The sequence below is a fragment of the Parabacteroides faecis genome, assembly GCF_014647375.1.
Classification (GTDB): Bacteria; Bacteroidota; Bacteroidia; order Bacteroidales; family Tannerellaceae; genus Parabacteroides; species Parabacteroides faecis.
Map to the genome: position 1 here is coordinate 71,181 of NZ_BMPB01000014.1, position 16,626 is coordinate 87,806.

General features: G+C 37.7%; 15 protein-coding genes and 1 tRNA gene. 13 read left to right on the forward strand and 3 right to left on the reverse strand.

What is annotated here, in order from left to right; translation table 11 throughout:
- Window positions 1-328 precede the first annotated feature (328 nt).
- Complete coding sequence (locus tag IEY67_RS19520; protein WP_183671922.1) at window positions 329-565, reverse strand: helix-turn-helix domain-containing protein; 237 nt, start codon at window positions 563-565, stop codon at window positions 329-331.
- A 150-nt stretch (window positions 566-715) separates the two neighbouring features.
- Here IEY67_RS19520 and IEY67_RS19525 point away from each other — a divergent pair, with 150 nt between their 5' ends.
- The 13 genes from IEY67_RS19525 to IEY67_RS19585 all read left to right on the forward strand — a co-directional run bounded on the left by IEY67_RS19525 (window position 716) and on the right by IEY67_RS19585 (window position 15,003).
- A complete protein-coding gene (locus IEY67_RS19525) occupies window positions 716-1,276 on the forward strand; it encodes an RNA polymerase sigma-70 factor (RefSeq protein WP_122356126.1) in 561 nt (186 codons plus the stop codon).
- Window positions 1,277-1,354: 78 nt separating this feature from the next.
- The gene (locus IEY67_RS19530) at window positions 1,355-2,293 is read left to right on the forward strand and encodes a FecR family protein (RefSeq protein ID WP_122356124.1); all 939 of its coding nucleotides are present in this window, start codon (window positions 1,355-1,357) and stop codon (window positions 2,291-2,293) included.
- A 203-nt stretch (window positions 2,294-2,496) separates the two neighbouring features.
- Window positions 2,497-5,958, forward strand: coding sequence for a TonB-dependent receptor (locus tag IEY67_RS19535; protein ID WP_183671923.1), 3,462 nt, complete (start codon window positions 2,497-2,499; stop codon window positions 5,956-5,958).
- Window positions 5,959-5,984: 26 nt separating this feature from the next.
- Window positions 5,985-8,006: a RagB/SusD family nutrient uptake outer membrane protein gene (locus IEY67_RS19540; protein WP_183671924.1), complete on the forward strand. Its 2,022-nt coding sequence runs from the start codon at window positions 5,985-5,987 to the stop codon at window positions 8,004-8,006.
- A 445-nt stretch (window positions 8,007-8,451) separates the two neighbouring features.
- The gene (locus IEY67_RS19545; protein ID WP_183671925.1) at window positions 8,452-9,165 is read left to right on the forward strand and encodes a phage integrase SAM-like domain-containing protein; all 714 of its coding nucleotides are present in this window, start codon (window positions 8,452-8,454) and stop codon (window positions 9,163-9,165) included.
- Window positions 9,166-9,261: 96 nt separating this feature from the next.
- Window positions 9,262-9,756 carry a tyrosine-type recombinase/integrase gene (locus tag IEY67_RS19550; RefSeq protein ID WP_183671926.1) on the forward strand — a complete coding sequence of 165 codons (495 nt, stop codon included), beginning with the start codon at window positions 9,262-9,264 and terminating at the stop codon, window positions 9,754-9,756.
- Between the two features lie 13 nt (window positions 9,757-9,769).
- Entirely contained in the window at window positions 9,770-10,756 is a 987-nt protein-coding gene (locus tag IEY67_RS19555) for a hypothetical protein (protein WP_122356069.1), read from the forward strand.
- Between the two features lie 144 nt (window positions 10,757-10,900).
- Window positions 10,901-11,179 carry a MerR family transcriptional regulator gene (locus IEY67_RS19560; RefSeq protein ID WP_122356067.1) on the forward strand — a complete coding sequence of 93 codons (279 nt, stop codon included), beginning with the start codon at window positions 10,901-10,903 and terminating at the stop codon, window positions 11,177-11,179.
- Entirely contained in the window at window positions 11,176-12,168 is a 993-nt protein-coding gene (locus tag IEY67_RS19565) for an AAA family ATPase (protein WP_122356065.1), read from the forward strand. The genes IEY67_RS19560 and IEY67_RS19565 overlap by 4 nt, the downstream gene beginning before the upstream one ends.
- Entirely contained in the window at window positions 12,137-12,841 is a 705-nt protein-coding gene (locus tag IEY67_RS19570) for a hypothetical protein (RefSeq protein ID WP_122356063.1), read from the forward strand. The genes IEY67_RS19565 and IEY67_RS19570 overlap by 32 nt, the downstream gene beginning before the upstream one ends.
- A 168-nt stretch (window positions 12,842-13,009) precedes the next feature.
- Window positions 13,010-13,267, forward strand: coding sequence for a hypothetical protein (locus IEY67_RS19575; protein ID WP_122356061.1), 258 nt, complete (start codon window positions 13,010-13,012; stop codon window positions 13,265-13,267).
- A 422-nt stretch (window positions 13,268-13,689) separates the two neighbouring features.
- Complete coding sequence (locus IEY67_RS19580) at window positions 13,690-14,403, forward strand: Ig-like domain-containing protein (RefSeq protein WP_158583221.1); 714 nt, start codon at window positions 13,690-13,692, stop codon at window positions 14,401-14,403.
- A gap of 66 nt (window positions 14,404-14,469) precedes the next feature.
- Window positions 14,470-15,003, forward strand: coding sequence for a hypothetical protein (locus IEY67_RS19585; RefSeq protein ID WP_122356057.1), 534 nt, complete (start codon window positions 14,470-14,472; stop codon window positions 15,001-15,003).
- Between the two features lie 316 nt (window positions 15,004-15,319).
- Here the strand turns inward: IEY67_RS19585 and IEY67_RS19590 are convergent.
- Window positions 15,320-15,393 (reverse strand) — tRNA-Ile (locus tag IEY67_RS19590).
- 80 nt (window positions 15,394-15,473) lie between these two features.
- A protein-coding gene (gene prfB, locus IEY67_RS19595; RefSeq protein ID WP_183671927.1) for a peptide chain release factor 2 occupies window positions 15,474-16,599 on the reverse strand; the annotation gives its coding sequence in 2 pieces (ribosomal slippage) (window positions 15,474-16,535 and window positions 16,537-16,599; 1,125 coding nt in all).
- Window positions 16,600-16,626 lie beyond the last annotated feature (27 nt).

Here is a 16,626-nt window from a genome sequence, read left to right on the forward strand (position 1 = left end):
TACTCAATCTTCCCTTAAACTCTTTTATCTTGCTGACTTGAAATATTTTATAAATCAACAAAGGGCGTATATTTGCTTTTTTTGCATTGACAAAATGACAATTTATGTAAAGAAAGGATTTATCTCCAATGAAAAAGTATCTTTGAAGCGTGAAAAGTACAGTGTGGACATCGTGGATCCTGCGCCAGGCATATCGTAATGAGGATATCATATCACAAAAAGAACATCAATATATGAATATGCAAATCAATCATTCATTTAGAATGGCTTCTATGAGAACGTTCTCTATCCCTTCCCATGCCAACGCAGGCAAACCTATGCTAAATTATCATTTTGACAAATGTTTTTCAATTCGATTAAAGAAATCTGATAAAGATATCTGAAAATAATCACATAATACTTTTAAGGTACTGACAGTTATATTATTCTTTCCCTGTTCCAAACGACCACAATGTATATCTGTATCAAGATAAACATCTTCCTGCGACAAATTCCGGGAAAGCCGAAGCTCTTTAATCTGCCGTGCTATTTCTTTTATTAACAAATCATTCTTAATGTTCTGCATGATTCAAATTACAGCAGCTTTTTCCACTTTCTCAATGACATATATGTCATATATCACAAAAAGCATTACCTTTGCCAAGAGATATTGATTATGGGAAGAAATATTGTAATCTTCAATTTTTATATATCTTTACCCTATCAATCATTCGATATGGAGAACATTTCAGAGATAAAGGAATTTAACAAACTGTTTTCAAACTATCAGGGAATTTTCATCCGTTTTGCTAATACTTATATTCAGGATGAAGAAACTGCCGAAGATATAGTAGTCGACAGTCTGGTATATTATTGGGAAAATCGGCATTCTCTCACCTCCAATTCGAATATCCCGGCTTATGTCATGGAAGTCGTCAAACATAAAAGCCTTAACTACCTGCGTAATCAGCGAATCCGGGAAGACATCGAACAGAACCTCTGGGCCCACATGGACAGAGTCAGGAGACTAAAAATCACAACATTGGAAGCCTGCGATCCGGAAGAGTTGTTCAGTTCGGAAGCACAACGCCTGATAGACGAGACATTAGAAAGTCTACCCGAAAAGACACGTACCATCTTTATTATGAGCCGGTACGAAAACAAAACCCACAAAGAGATTGCCGAGTACTTTGGCTTATCCACTAAAAGCATTGAATTTCACATCTCTAAAAGCCTAAGTTCATTAAGGGAAAGGCTGAAGGATTATCTCCCTTTATTTCTTATCTTCCTGAATTAATTTGCGGCTATCATATCTTTTTCCTAAAAAAGTAAATTTTTCCATTAGGGATACATTTTACTTATGTGCTTATTATATATGGAAAGAAAAATACTATATCGTTTTTTCGAAGGAAAAGCTTCCTATGAAGAAGAGGAAGAGGTTTGCAATTGGGCTGAAGCTTCTGAAAAAAATATGCAGGAATATATAAAGGAACGCAAATATTTCGATCTTCTGCTTATTCAGAACAAGAAAAACAGCACACCGTATTCTTCCTCGGGAAAAATGTTCCAACTGAACAATCTAATCAAATATGCAGCGGCTATCGCCCTGTTTGTCATGTGCGGCTTACAAGTCTACCGGATAACAAAACCGGAAGCGGAGCAGGAAATAAACATGATCACAGTTCCGACGGGACAAAGAGTTAATCTTTTATTATCGGACGGGACAAGTGTATGGCTCAATTCCGGTTCTAAAATGAAATATCCGGCCTCCTTTACAAAAGGGAAAAGCAAACGGAAAGTAACACTAGACGGAGAAGGTTATTTTGAAGTAGCCAAAGACATAAAAAGACCATTCATTGTACAAACCGATAAATATGACATACAAGTTTTAGGCACAAAGTTTAATGTCGAAGCCTACAATGACACTCCGTCATTTTCTGCAGCATTAATGGAAGGTTCCATACAGATTTCGGATAAGAGCGAACCTTCTAATATAATCCTGTTACAGCCTCAACAAAAAGCAAATCGTATAAACGGACAACTAGTTGTCGAAAAGATACAGAATTATGATATTTATCGCTGGAAGGATGGGTTACTCTGTTTTGAACACATCACGTTTAACAACCTGATGAAAGCATTCGAAAAGACATATGATATACAAATCATTAACAAAAACAAGAATCTGGACAACTATATTTGCAGTGGAAAATTCAGAATTTCAGATGGTATAGACTTTATATTACAGGTCTTACAACGAGACGTTAAGTTCCGTTTCTACCGAAATGAAAATAATACGATTATCTATATAAATTAATATGTTAAACCTTTAAATCATATTGCCTATGAAATAGCTCATAAAGAAAAAAAGCGATAAATGCGGGAACATCTATCGCTTTATGACTAAAACAATTATCAACAACTGTATTAATCTTTAATAATTACAAAGTTATGAATAAAGTATCTTTGTCGGGACCCTATTATCTAAAAAAATCACGACATAAACATTTTTTCAGAATCATGAGAATAACCTCATTCTTTGCATTTGTATTGATCTTTTCATTACATGCTGTCAATTCAAACTCGCAAAATGCGCGAGTTACTGTCCAGGCCACCAATACTTCCCTAAAAGAAGTGCTGAATACGATAGAAAAACAAACTGATTATTTATTTGTATATAATATAAATGTTAATACAAATCAAAACGTTGGACTCAATGCAGTAAACCTGCCGGTAAATCAGGTCTTAGATAATTTATTTAAAGGAATAGGATTGAGTTATGTAAAAGAGGGTTCTTATATTGTAGTCTCTACTGTTACCGAAAAAGCTTCTGTGAATCAACAAAAGAAACGGGTGGAAGGAACAGTAACAGATGCGAATGGCGAACCTATTATCGGAGCAAACGTAGTTGAAAAAGGAACAACAAACGGAACTATCACTGACCTGGATGGCAAATTCTCTTTGGAAATAACTCCCGGAGCCTTATTACAAGTATCTTATATCGGATATAATACCAAGGATATCACAGTTAACAGCAATCAGTCCATTCTGGCTATTAACTTATCAGAAGACACCCAGGCAATCGATGAAGTCATTGTCGTAGCTTTTGGTACACAGAAAAAATCCAACCTTACAGCAGCCGTAGCAACTGTCGATTCAAAAGCATTGGCAAACCGACCGGTAGCTAATGTCTCACAAGCATTACAAGGTATTTCTCCCGGGTTAAATATTATTGCTTCCGATAAAGGGGGAGCACTGAATGAAACTCCTTCTATCAATATCCGTGGAACCGGTAGTATCGGAGAAGGTTCCAAATCGTCTCCCCTTATATTGATCGATGGTATTGAAGGTGATATGAATTTAATCAACACACAGGATATCGAAAGTATCTCCGTATTGAAAGATGCCGGTGCCTCAGCTATCTATGGTTCAAGAGCGGCATTCGGCGTTATCCTGATCACCACAAAGAAAGGGGAAGAAGGAAAGACTACAGTTAATTACAATAATAATCTGCGTTGGTCTACCCCTACCAAACTTCCCTCTTTCTTGAACGGTTATGAATTCAATACTTATTTCAACGAAGCGGCCGCCAACGCTGGCCTCGGAGCACAATACACTTCGGACGTGATGGAAAAAACAAGGCAATTCATTTCCGGAGAAATTGATTATGCGACAGAGTACGACTCCAACGGCATCTGGAAAAAGAATCTGGACTCCTGGGGAAATACAGAATGGTTTGGAGTTTATTATAAAGATTGGAGTTTCTCCCAGGAACATAACATAAGTATCAGCGGGGGTGGTAATAAAGTGAACTATTATATTTCCGGTAATTTTCAGAATCTGGGCAGTGACCAGAATTATGGGAATGAAGACTATAAAAGATATGCATTCAATGCAAAGATAAATGCTAAACCTTTTGAGTGGTTGGATATCAATGCTAATGTTAAATTCTCGCGCAAAGATTATCAGGCTCCTTCTTACCAGATGAACCAGGTATATTATCACAGTATGCCACGGCGGCGCCCCTCCAATCCGGTATATACTCCAGATGGTATCTTCAATAAAGAATCGCAATTAAATGAGATAGATCACGGAGGTATGTATTTCGAAGATCTGGACGTGTTGTATCAACAGCTACAGTTAGTTGTCAAACCGTTAAAGGATTGGCAGATAATAGCAGAAGCCAATTATCGTATTGACAGAACGGAAAAGCATACAGATGTTCAACTCATCATGGAAAAGAAAGAGGACGGTTCCTATTTTGCTATGGCCCGCGACGACGGTTACGGAGGACGGTCTTTTGTGAAAGAAGAAGCATTACGGACAAACTATTTTAATCCGAACATATATACTCAATACAGTAAAGATCTGGAAAGCGGGCATTCTTTTACCGTGATGGCCGGATTCCAGGCAGAATTAAACCAGTACAAACGAATTTATGCCCAAAGAGACGGCATTATTTCTCCTGAAATTCCGTCATTAGGAAACACAACTTCCAGTACTGCATACGAAATGGGAAGCGACCTGAATGAATGGGCTACCGTAGGTTTCTTCGGACGTCTGAACTACAGTTACAAAGGCAGATATTTAGCAGAAGTCAATTACCGATATGATGGAAGTTCACGTTTCAACCGGGAACAACGCTGGAATAGCTTCCCTTCTGTTTCCGTTGCCTGGAATCTGGCACATGAATCATTTATGACAGAAAATCAGGATTGGGTCAATACACTTAAAATAAGAGGTTCGTACGGTAACCTGGGAAACCAAGCTACAGAAGAAATTTATCCATTCTATTCGTCAATGATACTGGGAATGGGAACTGGTGGCTGGTTATTGAATAATCAAAAACCCAATAAAGCAGAACCTGCCAAGCCCATATCACCGTTACTTACGTGGGAAACAGTTACATCTTATGACCTTGGTCTGGATTTAGGAATGCTCAATAACCGATTGACCGGGACATTCGATTATTTCTGGCGAACAACCAATGATATGGTTGCCCCAGGTGAAGAGTTGCCAAACACTGCCGGAGTTACCCCGCCTTATACTAATAATGCTAAAATGAGAACAACAGGTTGGGAACTCAGTTTAAATTGGCGGGATGTTTTGAATTCTGGTTTTAGTTATGGTGCCACATTGGTTCTGTCCGATAATCGCTCAAAGATTCTCAAATATCCCAATACGACTAAAACAATTTTTGACAGCGATAACAAAGTCCGTTACTATGAAGGAGCTATGCTCGGAGATATCTGGGGATACGAAACAATTGATCTGGCACGTACTGAGGAACAAATGAAAAACCATTTAGCCAGTCTACCTAACGGAGGGCAGGATGCACTCGGCTCTAACTGGGCAGCCGGTGATGTTATGTATACCGATCTCAATGGAGATGGAAAAATCGATGGAGGAAAAGGTATCGTAGGCGATTCCGGAGATAAAAAAATTATCGGAAATACTACTCCACGCTACAATTTCGGTCTAACCTTGAATGCCGCCTATAAAGGATTTGACATAAGTTTGTTCTTTCAGGGAACGATGAAAAGAGATGTATGGTTGACCGGACTTTATTTTTGGGGAGCAGACAATGGGTACTGGCAATCAACAGCATTAAAAGAAACGCAAAATTATTTCCGTGCTGCAGATACGGATAGCTATTTTGGTTCCAATGTCAACGGCTATCTTCCACGCCCACTTTTAAGCGGAGATAAAAAAAATAAAGAAATCAGCACCCAGTATTTACAAAACGCAGCCTATATCCGTTTGAAAAATATGCAAATCGGATACACACTTCCACTTCAGGTTATTAATAAAATTAAAGTAAGTAATCTGAGAATTTTCCTATCCGCAGATAATATATTTACAATCAGCGGATTAAAAGCTGACGCCTACGATCCGGAAGTATTGGACGGATATGCTGCCGGTTCGGGAAAAGCATCCCCACTAAAAACTACGATCTCATGTGGATTAAGTGTTACACTATAATTACAGATATAAAAAATAGAATCAATATGAAAAAAGTCTATTATATATTAGCAACGGTTCTTTCTCTCATTTCCTGTAACGATTTTCTCGATCGTGAGCCTCTTGATAAGATCACCCCTGAAGTGTATTTCTCAACTTCAGAACAATTAGGGACTTATGCAATTACCTGTTATGCTTATAAGTTAAATGACAACTATACTTTTAACTCAAATAATAAGGATGGTTATGGACTGGGGGTCTTCAAGTTAGATAACAATACCGATGTGCAAGTTGCCACGGAAGGCGATCAGGATAGATGGGTTCCAGGCATTCTTAAAGTAAGCGATGGTGACGGCGAATGGGAATTCGCAGAAATATATAACATAAACTATTTCTTTGACCATGCAATGCCCAAATACCAGGCAGGTCAAATTTCCGGAAGCAGAACGGATATAGAGCACTATATCGGAGAAATGTATATGTTAAGGGCTAGGGCATATTTTGAAAAACTTAAAAAATTTGGCGATTTTCCTATCATTAAAACCAACATTAACATAGCAGACAAAGAAGCATTGGTGAAAGCTAACGAACGCCGTCCGATGAATGAGGTCGGACGCTTTATCCTGAATGATCTGGATTCCGCTATCATACTAATGTCATCTCCCGCTTCCGACGATATAAAACGTAACCGATTGACCAAAGATGCAGCGTTACTCTTCAAATCGCGTACCGCTTTGTACATAGGGTCATGGCTGAAAAACTTCAAAGGGACAGCTTTTGTTCCAGGAGGAAACGGCTGGCCGGGAGTATCAAAAGACTATAATTCAAATTTTAGTATCGATATAGATAACGAAATTAATTTCTTCCTCACTGAATGTATGGAAGCATCCAAAGAGATAGCCGACCGTATTCCATTAACCGAAAATACACAAACAGATTATTCGTTTAGTAATAATCCATATGTACAGATGTACACAGATAAAGATCTATCTGTGTATCCGGAAGTTCTGTTTTGGAGTGAGACTAACTTAATCGGTGGAGGACTGGGATACGGATTCGCTCATAGCAAAGGCGGATCAGGAAGTGGATATACCAAAGGTTATATCAATAGCTTCCTGATGAAGGATGGAATGCCTGCCTATGCTTCTTCGTTATATGCCGGAGATGAAAATCTGAAGAATGTCAAACAAAATAGAGATAACCGGTTAGTTCAATTCCTTAAAATCAAGGATGAAGCACTTTCCATAAAATCAGATGGAAGCAAAGCTTTATTACCAGCTCCAATGATCCTGACAACCGCAGAATATAAATCAGTAACAGGATATGACATAAAGAAAGGTCTGACAATGTCTGTCGATGATAAGACAGGCCCGGTACAGGAGTCTGGCGTTATTGAATACAGGGCGGCAGAAGCATATCTGAATTATATCGAGGCTTCTTACATAAAAAACGGTAACGTAGACGGAACAGCAGAAAAATACTGGAAAGCACTCCGGGAGCGTGCAGGCATTGATACTGACTTCCACAAAACAATTCAGGCAACAGATATGGGAAAAGAATCTCATCTGCTCTCTGCATATACAGCCGGTCAGCTAATAGATGCTACCATGTATAATATCCGCAGAGAAAGGGCATGTGAACTGATGTCAGAAGGTTTCAGATGGGATGATCTGAGAAGATGGAGGTCTATGGATCAGCTAATCAACCAGAAATATATTGTCGAAGGATTTAAATTATGGGGAGAAATGCAAAACTGGTATATGGACGAATCCGGACAGTCTCTATTAAAATATACCGGCGGCGACGGTAGTTCAAAAGATGCCAATGTATCGAACCCGGCTAACAGTAATTATTTAAGACCCTATCAGATTGTAAAAGACAATAACAATTTGTATAATGGTTACGGCTGGATGGCTGCCTATTATCTGTCTCCTATCGGAATGAGCCAGTTCAACATAACATCTTCGGGGAATAGTGGAAATATAGATTATACCATCTCACCATTATACCAGAACCCCGGATGGCCAACAGAAGCCGGTGCATCTGCTGAAGTGGTAAATGGTTTCTAAAATATTTTTACCAAACGCAGAATTCTAGATTAAATCTTTTTTATGGGAAACAATTTAGAATTCTGCATTTTCAACAAAATTCAAAATATGTAAATTAATCTACGCTAGCCCCAAAATCAGGCTTTTCAAAGTATATTATTAAACAATTACTAAGCCACAAATATCACAAGGCATAAAAAAAGCAATTGCAAATTATGCAATTGCTTCATTTTTGTGGTCCCACTTGGGCTTGAACCAAGGACTCCCTGATTATGAGTAACACAAACAGCGTTTCTCCTTGTTTTAATTGGTTTTTGTACGTATCAAAATAATACATATAATATTAATTATCAATCACTTGCTATTTCGAATTGTTTTATGTAGTTTTACTGTGTATTAGAAAAATGTTTTCACAATGTTTACATTTTTGAATACACAAACATCTTAATAATTAAATCTTATGCACATGAGTTCAATAATAGGAAAATACGTAAAAGAAGCATTATTCACCAAGCAAGTTGAAGGAGCAAAAATTGTACTCATACTTGATCCTAGAAGTACGCTTGAACAAACTCATGTTACAGTAAGAGTGACTTATAACAGAAAAAGCTTTTATTACCGTACAGGCTTACAATGCGACCTGGAAATGTGGGATAAACTCCATGTAGCTAAAGGCACTAGCAAAGCCAATATAATCAGAAAAAGCCAAGAAGACATTTTTGATAAAGTAGTGAGCAAGGTCACCGAACTGTTTTCACTTGAACAATTCTCATTTGATCGACTCAAACAAGTGCTGAAAGAGCGTAATCAAGGAACGTTTTCTTCTCTTTGGGAGTCAATTATCGACTCTCTACGCAAGGAGGGAAGAGCTGGAACAGCAGACAGCTATCAGAATGCTTACAATAGTTTTTCTAAAAACATAGGTACCAATATTCCTTATACAAAAATAGGAGTTGAGACGATAGAAAAATGGACTGAAAGAATGATAGACGCTGGACGATCACAAACAACAATCGGAATATACCATCGCGGCATAAGAGTTGCGATCAACAAAGCCATCGCGGAAGGCCACATAAAACCAAGCCAATATCCATTTGGTAAAGCAACGAATAAAATTTCTATTAGAAAAGGCAGAAGTAAAACAGAGGCCTATCTTCCCGTTTCAGATATCCTCAAATAAAAGGGTTACGACACGCCTGAAAAACGAGAGAAATATCAAACAAAATGGATTTGTGAGGCCGTAAACATGTTCCTCTTCTCATATTTAGCCAATGGTATGAATCTAATGGATATTTGTTTGCTCACATATAACGACCACTATTTTAACAGTGAGGGCAAAGAGTTGATGTTTGTTCGTAAAAAGACAGAAGCTACATCTGAATCAGAAATTCAGATTATCATACCTATTATCCCCGAACTGGAAGAAATACTCAATCACTACGCCTCAGCTCCATCAAAAGACAGCTATGTTTTTCCGGATTTACTAAAAGGAGAAACTAATCCGACCAACATAAAAGCAATTGTAAAGGACTTAAATGCGGATTTTGGCTTCCGTCTCAAAAAAGCAGCAAAAGAAGTAGGAATATCAAAACCCATTTCAATGACCTACGCTAGGCATAGCTTTGCCACCAATTTGACACATGCAGGCGTTTCAGAACGGTATATCTCCCAAGCAATGGGGCATAGTAACAAAAATGTAACAGGTGGCTATATAGCTCCTTTTTCGCCTCAAAAAAGAGTTTTGTTTAATTCAATGTTATTAACCGTATAATAAAAGATTATTAATGAAAAGACGATTAAAAAAAAGAACAATCAAAAGGATAATAGACAAGAGGTTCATTACCCGAAAAATAACTCGTTTACTTAGATACGAAAAAACCATTCTATTTAAATATATTGATATTAAAGACACAGCTCTATATAACTCTTTTTGGATAAGTGGATTTATAAGCAGAGAGAAACAACTTCTTTCTAAATTTAATCCTTATGTGTGGGGAGACGCTTACGAAGAAATTAACCGGTTCTATGACTTTTTAGAAAATGTAGGAAGCAGAAGAATTGAGAAATCAGATGATAATAAAGAAATTATAAAAATTAGATTTTATCTATATCTGCTATACGATTTGTACAAAGATGAAGTTTATCTTTATAGATTAATACTAAAAGGAGATGCTAATCCCGGAAAGCTTCAAACTGAGCGAAAAGCGTGCCTTTCAGCAACCCCAAAAGCAGAGAAAATAAAAGTTACAATCCAAAGAGGAGCGATCCAAAAAGTTGAATCATATAAGTCTACTAAATATTTCCCTATGCCTCTAATTATCATGAAAAGAGCTTTCATCCCTGCAATTAAGAAAAGCCTAATTGCAAAAAGATTTGATACGATAGACAACGAAATGTCTGAGCTCATATTCTATAATGGAATAGTCTTCGAGACACTAAAAGAGATTATAATCGAATCTCTTGATAAGTATACGAGATTTGCTGATAAGAAGCAAGGGGGAAGCGATAGAAGTAGTTTCATCAACGACATAATGAAAAGATTTACAGCTCTCCACTATTTTATAAAGGATTGTGATCTATATATCCAAGGAGAGAAATGTCCAACAACAGAAAGAGACTTTATCTGTAAGTTTCTGAACATAGATATCCCTGAAAGCAAATTTCAGAATTTTCGAGGCTGGAATAAAAATCATAAAACGGAATTTCCTAATCCAAAACTACCAAAAGATACAAAATTAGACCCCATTTTTATTTATTATCCAGGTATGTAATTATGCTTACGTAAATCCGCAAGCATAACTACGTATTTTTCAGAAAATCAACACATTACATATCATAACCAATTTATACCTTTGTACCAATCAAACCGATAGCTGATCAGTATCGGGGCGAATCATTTTTTTTAATAATAAGGTATGGATATGAAATTATATCTAGAACAACAGATTGAAAGTGCAGTAAAAAAGGCACTAGAATCGTCCCTAATTTCTCAACCAATTGTTGAGGAGACAAAGGGCAAAATTAAATTGTTTGGAATCCGGAATGGTGCCGCTTATGTTGGATGCGCACCTTCCACTTTCCAAAAGTTAAAAAACTCAGGGAAAGTCCCATTCTATGAAGTAGGTAAACGAGTATTTTTCTTTTCAGATGAAATAGATGAGGCTTTAAAGTGCAAGAAAGGAGGTAAATTATGATTAAGCAGGAATTTGGCGAAGCGTTCAAACAGCCAGTTGAGGCATTAGGCGATAATCTATTGATCAATTATGCAGATAGAATAGAAAATTCTGTTGCCCTACTAGCAGTAAAGGATATTCTTATAGCCTCTGTCGGAAACATCTCTGTTATTGGAGGTAAGCAAAAAAGCCGAAAATCCTTTTTCACAAATATGCTTCTGACAGCATACTTAGAAGGAGAATATGGAGTAATAACGGGGAATAGCAATGAGAAAAGACCCGCTTTACTGTTCGACACCGAGATGGGGAAAAATCATGTTCAAAAATCACTTCGACGCATCTGCCGAATGTGCGGTCTAAATGAACAACATGATCGACTAAAAGTGTTTTTTCTACGTGAATGCAGCATTCAGGAGAGGATTGAAATAGTCAAGACCCAAGTAGAGAAGTATAAACCTGGATTTGTTGTTATAGATGGCGCTGTCGATTTATGTGCCAATTTCAACGACATAGACGCTTCTACTAATGTTGTACAGTGCTTGATGGAATTAAGTAGCAAATACAATTGTCATATCACCACTATCCTACATGAGAACAAAGGATTAGCTGACAGCAATTTAAGAGGTCATTTAGGAACAATATTATCTCAGAAATGTGAATCAGTTATCCAGCTTCAGAAAGACGGAGAGAACACCCGTGCATCGGCTGTTGCCACTCGTAACATACCCTTTGACGATTTCCTATTTAAGATCAACGATGAAGGTCTACCTACCATATTAGAATTGGTTAGCGTACCTCCAAAGCCCACTGCAGAGGATAAGATGATAAAGGTAATGCGCTTAGTATTGGACGAAAAAGCTCTTAATTACGGGATATTACAGAAAGAATATGAAGAAGCGGCAGGGGTGAAAGAAAGAACTGCTCAGAGCCACATCGCAAAATGTCTTCAATTAAAAATTATCTATAAGTCAGATACTGATGATAAGTACCGATGCACAAAATACCGTTAGAAAAAAACTTTTGGTTCCCGTTAACCGTACCCGCATATCTATATATGCGGATGCGGTACGTACGGTACAGCAAAAATTGCGATTAGAATGGTTATACGATGACTACAGAAGAGAATGCCCTAGCAACAACAACAATATGATGTTTTGCAAACTCTACCCCTTTCGCTTAGGAAAAAGCGTTTGTACTACTATGTTTATAAATTTAAAAGCCCGTGTGAAGGAGCACGATACAGAAAAAATGAAAAAGTTTTTGTACACAATTAAGCTTTATATCATTAGCTATAAAGATTATTTACAACGGATTTATCCTGACATCATTGACCGTATATATTTTAGGTTGAGGGATTATGACAATTCAAATTATGATAAGAGAGCTTTATCGTTTCTCATCGACGAAGAAATCGACAGGTATTATCGGCAATACAAAAACCTAATTGGTTTTAATCTAGACTGCCTTTACCGCGATGTCCTAAACCACGTTTGTGGAAAATATGAATATGCAAACTCAGACGAAATTCTAGCAAGGCTTTGTTTCAAAATTTTGAAGAGCAAAAAGGATATCGATCAAAATGGCAAGGAACGCGTTTCCCTATTTTTAAAAGAACTGAATAAACGCCGAGCATTTCTGTTCTCCGACGAGTTTCCCAGTAGTGAGGGGAGAGTTCGACTATGATTAAACAGCGTCCTCAACCTGATCATAAATATAATAGTATCCGGCATTCATGCCGGAACTGTTATAAATGGAAGCATTGTAAATTTGGAGAAAATAGACCGACATCATTAACTGCTGACTATGGCCTTTATGGTTGTATTGAGCACCAATTAAACTCAAGTAAGAAACATGAGAAGAAAAAAATTAAATAAGTATAGCACATGGCGCCATACCCACAGTGGATGGACACTCCTTAAAAATGAACTTGATATCCAAACAAGAACAGCAATGGTTCTTCGGGTATTAGGCGGTTATCCCATGGCAGAAGCATATAGAATGGCGTTCAATTTTAAAGGAAAACCTTCTTCACTTGCACCAATAGCCTCCCGATGGTGGAATGATCCTGAAATAAAAGATTATTTTTTCATCTTTTGTTTCAATTGTTAAGTTTTAAGGTATAAAACAGTCAAAGTTATGAAGGATATAAGTTAAGTCTGTGTAACAGCTTTTACAAACAATTACTAGCTTATCTTTCCAGATGACTAAATAGTAAATATTTACCATTTATCCTTTGCCTTTGTTCATCCCTTTTGTATATTTGCACAATATTCTGATAGAAAACGGAATATTTTTACATAAGAGCCTAATCGTCATCGAACTCCTACATCGACCAACAACAGGCTTTCAGACTTACTCATTGGGTTAGTGTATCTATGCCACAGGCGTAGAGCTGCACCATTGAGTAAGTAGGCTGTAGGAGGCCTAGATGACGTATGGCGGTGGCTCTACGTTTTTTTATGCATGTAAGTAGAGTAGTAGCTAGCTTGGTAGAAACCACTTTTGATTTTATTAATAATAAATTACATGTCATGAAAAAAAACTTATCACAATGTATGATGCTAATCACAGCATTTGTTTTCATGTTGCCATCTTGCTCAGAAGATGAAAAAGAGAGTATCGGACTAACTCCTAAAAATGTAGTTCTAAAAGCTGGAGACACCATAAAATTAGAGTATGGTGCAACATGTACTTGGACATCTGATAATGATTTTATAGCCAGCGTATCCAACAACGGAATGGTTACCGCAAACCATGTAGGTAATACCTTTATTAAAGCGAATGATGATCTTTGCGAAGTAAAGGTTTCTCCGGTCTACGACTTATATAAGGAACCTTGTATTGATTGGAATAAGACAAAGAGTGAAATAATAAATATGTATGGCACTCCAGATCTTGAAGATTATAATTCTATAAGCTATAATACTACTAACACCAAAGCCCCAGCAGTAGTATATTTCTTCAATAATAATAAACTATCTTCTTCCACTGTAATGGTAGACAGTTCATATTTAAGTGATCTAACTGCTTTTTTAAGCGAAAGATACGAATATGCAGGATATTCAGGAGGGACTTATACTTTTTATAGAAATAACAACAACGGCATTTTAGATATGGGGATTGGCTTTAAAAAGCTATCCGGATATAGACTGTATACTGTCATGTATATACCTTCAACCGATGTTAAAAGCATTAGTACTACAGATTATACAGAAATCGTTAAAATGATAGTAACAGGTAGATAAGACAAGGACTACACTCTAATCTATAGATTGTTTTTGATTTAGTATTAACTAATTAATTTACACATCATGAAAAAGAACTTTATTTTATTATTTATCTGCAGTTTCTTGTCCCTTGGAGCACAAGGGCAAAGCTACAAATATCAGGGAGAAGTCTTAGGCGGATACTCTGCCGGTATTGGGACATTTTCTTTGGACAGAGTCAATCTCCACACAGTTCACGGCGTTAGATTTAACCAATATCTATTTGCCGGTGTAGGTTTGGGCGTCGACTATTTTTACAATTTCGATGCATACCTCAGCGACATAGACACTAAAGGTGAGCTAACAATGCCTATATTCTTTGATATAAAAGGATATCTACCAGTCTCTCCCAAAGTGAGTATTTTTGCATCATTTGATATAGGCGCGGGCATTGGATTAACTGAGGGCGTATCAGGTTCAAAAGGCCTAATGTTCACACCTGCTATCGGAACAAGTCTGAAAGTATCTTCTAAAAACGCAGTGACGCTCAGTGCCGGATATAACTATCAGGCTTGGTCTGAGAGTGGACTCAAAGTTAATACAGACGCTATATCTCTAAAACTCGGATTTCAGTTTTAAACAATAGCATAGTCTAAATAGAAAGGAATGGTTTACAGCCATTCCTTTTTTATCTCATTCAATCTATTCTCCTCTTCGCATGAGCGAGCTTGTACGATGTAAAATAAAAAAATCTCAGGATCAGAAGCGCGTATATTATCAGCAGGCCAGGTACCCCTCCCACCCTTCACTGAAAAGTTCCTTAATCAAACAGCCATTGTAAAATCCCGACATATTCGCTCTTGGAAACGGAGCTAAAAACAATTTGTTTTCACAATGTTTACATATAGAAACAAAAAAAGCAGTCACTTATTTAGCAACTGCTTGATTTTCAACGTGGTCCCACTTGGGCTTGAACCAAGGACTCCCTGATTATGAGTCAGGTGCTCTAACCAACTGAGCTATAGGACCGGTATTTCAGAGGGTTGCTCTGAAATCGGGTGCAATATTACGACTTTTAATCGGATTTTGCAAGTATTCTATTAAAAACTTTACTTTTCAGAAGCTTCCTCACCACCAAACTCCATCAGATAAGCTTTAATGAACTCATCGATCTTACCATCCATGACGCCATTCACATCGGATGTCTGGTAATTTGTACGATGGTCTTTTACGCGGCGGTCATCGAAAACATAACTACGGATCTGTGATCCCCATTCGATCTTCTTCTTACCGGCCTCGATCTTTGCCTGCTCTGCTAAACGATGCTTCAATTCCTTATCGTACAAGATTGAACGCAACTGGCGCATCGCATTTTCACGGTTCTTCGGCTGGTCACGCGTTTCGGTATTTTCAATCAGAATCTCTTCCTCCTCACCTGTATAAGGATCTTTAAACTGATAACGTAAGCGTACCCCTGATTCTACCTTATTTACGTTCTGTCCACCTGCACCGCCTGACCGGAAAGTATCCCATGAAATAGCAGCCGTTTCAACCTTTACTTCGATCGTATCATCCACTAGCGGAGTAACGAACACAGAAGCAAAAGAAGTCATTCGTTTACCCTGTGCATTATATGGGGAAACACGGACCAAACGATGTACACCATTCTCACTTTTCAGATAACCGAAAGCATAGTCACCTTCAATATTAATAGTAACAGTCTTGATACCTGCTTCATCACCTTCCTGCAGGTTGGCAATAGATACTTTATAATTATGTGATTCTGCATAACGCAGATACATACGCATCAGCATAGAAGCCCAATCCTGACTTTCAGTTCCCCCTGCTCCGGAATTTATCTTGAGCACGCAACTCATCTGGTCGGCCTCATCACGAAGCATATTCCGGAATTCCAGGTTCTCTACCAACTCCAAAGCCTTGGCATAAGCAGAATCGACTTCTTCTTCAGTAATAACTTCTTCCTTTACATATTCATAAGACAACTGCAATTCCTCTGCTGCAGCATTCACCTCATTATAAAGTTCAATCCACTTTTTCAGCTCTCTTACTTTTTTCATCTGAGTTTCCGCCCGTTTGGCATCTTCCCAGAAACCGGGATCCTGCGTACGCAATTCTTCTTCTTCTAACTGGATGGTCTTACCATCTATGTCAAAGATACCCCCTCAGCGCTTGCTCGCGCTCCAACACGTTCTGTAGTTGGTCTGATGTTATCATACTCTTGTTCTTGTTTTAAATTTTGTG

Coding starts and splice junctions, on each gene's coding strand:
- IEY67_RS19520 (WP_183671922.1), bottom strand. CDS start 565: ATGCAGAACATTAAGAATGATTTGTTAATAAAAGAAATAGCACGGCAG.
- IEY67_RS19550 (WP_183671926.1), top strand. CDS start 9,262: ATGAATCTAATGGATATTTGTTTGCTCACATATAACGACCACTATTTT.
- IEY67_RS19530 (WP_122356124.1), top strand. CDS start 1,355: ATGGAAAGAAAAATACTATATCGTTTTTTCGAAGGAAAAGCTTCCTAT.
- IEY67_RS19545 (WP_183671925.1), top strand. CDS start 8,452: ATGAGTTCAATAATAGGAAAATACGTAAAAGAAGCATTATTCACCAAG.
- IEY67_RS19560 (WP_122356067.1), top strand. CDS start 10,901: ATGGATATGAAATTATATCTAGAACAACAGATTGAAAGTGCAGTAAAA.
- IEY67_RS19565 (WP_122356065.1), top strand. CDS start 11,176: ATGATTAAGCAGGAATTTGGCGAAGCGTTCAAACAGCCAGTTGAGGCA.
- IEY67_RS19580 (WP_158583221.1), top strand. CDS start 13,690: ATGAAAAAAAACTTATCACAATGTATGATGCTAATCACAGCATTTGTT.
- IEY67_RS19570 (WP_122356063.1), top strand. CDS start 12,137: ATGATAAGTACCGATGCACAAAATACCGTTAGAAAAAAACTTTTGGTT.
- IEY67_RS19525 (WP_122356126.1), top strand. CDS start 716: ATGGAGAACATTTCAGAGATAAAGGAATTTAACAAACTGTTTTCAAAC.
- IEY67_RS19585 (WP_122356057.1), top strand. CDS start 14,470: ATGAAAAAGAACTTTATTTTATTATTTATCTGCAGTTTCTTGTCCCTT.
- IEY67_RS19540 (WP_183671924.1), top strand. CDS start 5,985: ATGAAAAAAGTCTATTATATATTAGCAACGGTTCTTTCTCTCATTTCC.
- IEY67_RS19535 (WP_183671923.1), top strand. CDS start 2,497: ATGAGAATAACCTCATTCTTTGCATTTGTATTGATCTTTTCATTACAT.
- IEY67_RS19575 (WP_122356061.1), top strand. CDS start 13,010: ATGAGAAGAAAAAAATTAAATAAGTATAGCACATGGCGCCATACCCAC.
- IEY67_RS19555 (WP_122356069.1), top strand. CDS start 9,770: ATGAAAAGACGATTAAAAAAAAGAACAATCAAAAGGATAATAGACAAG.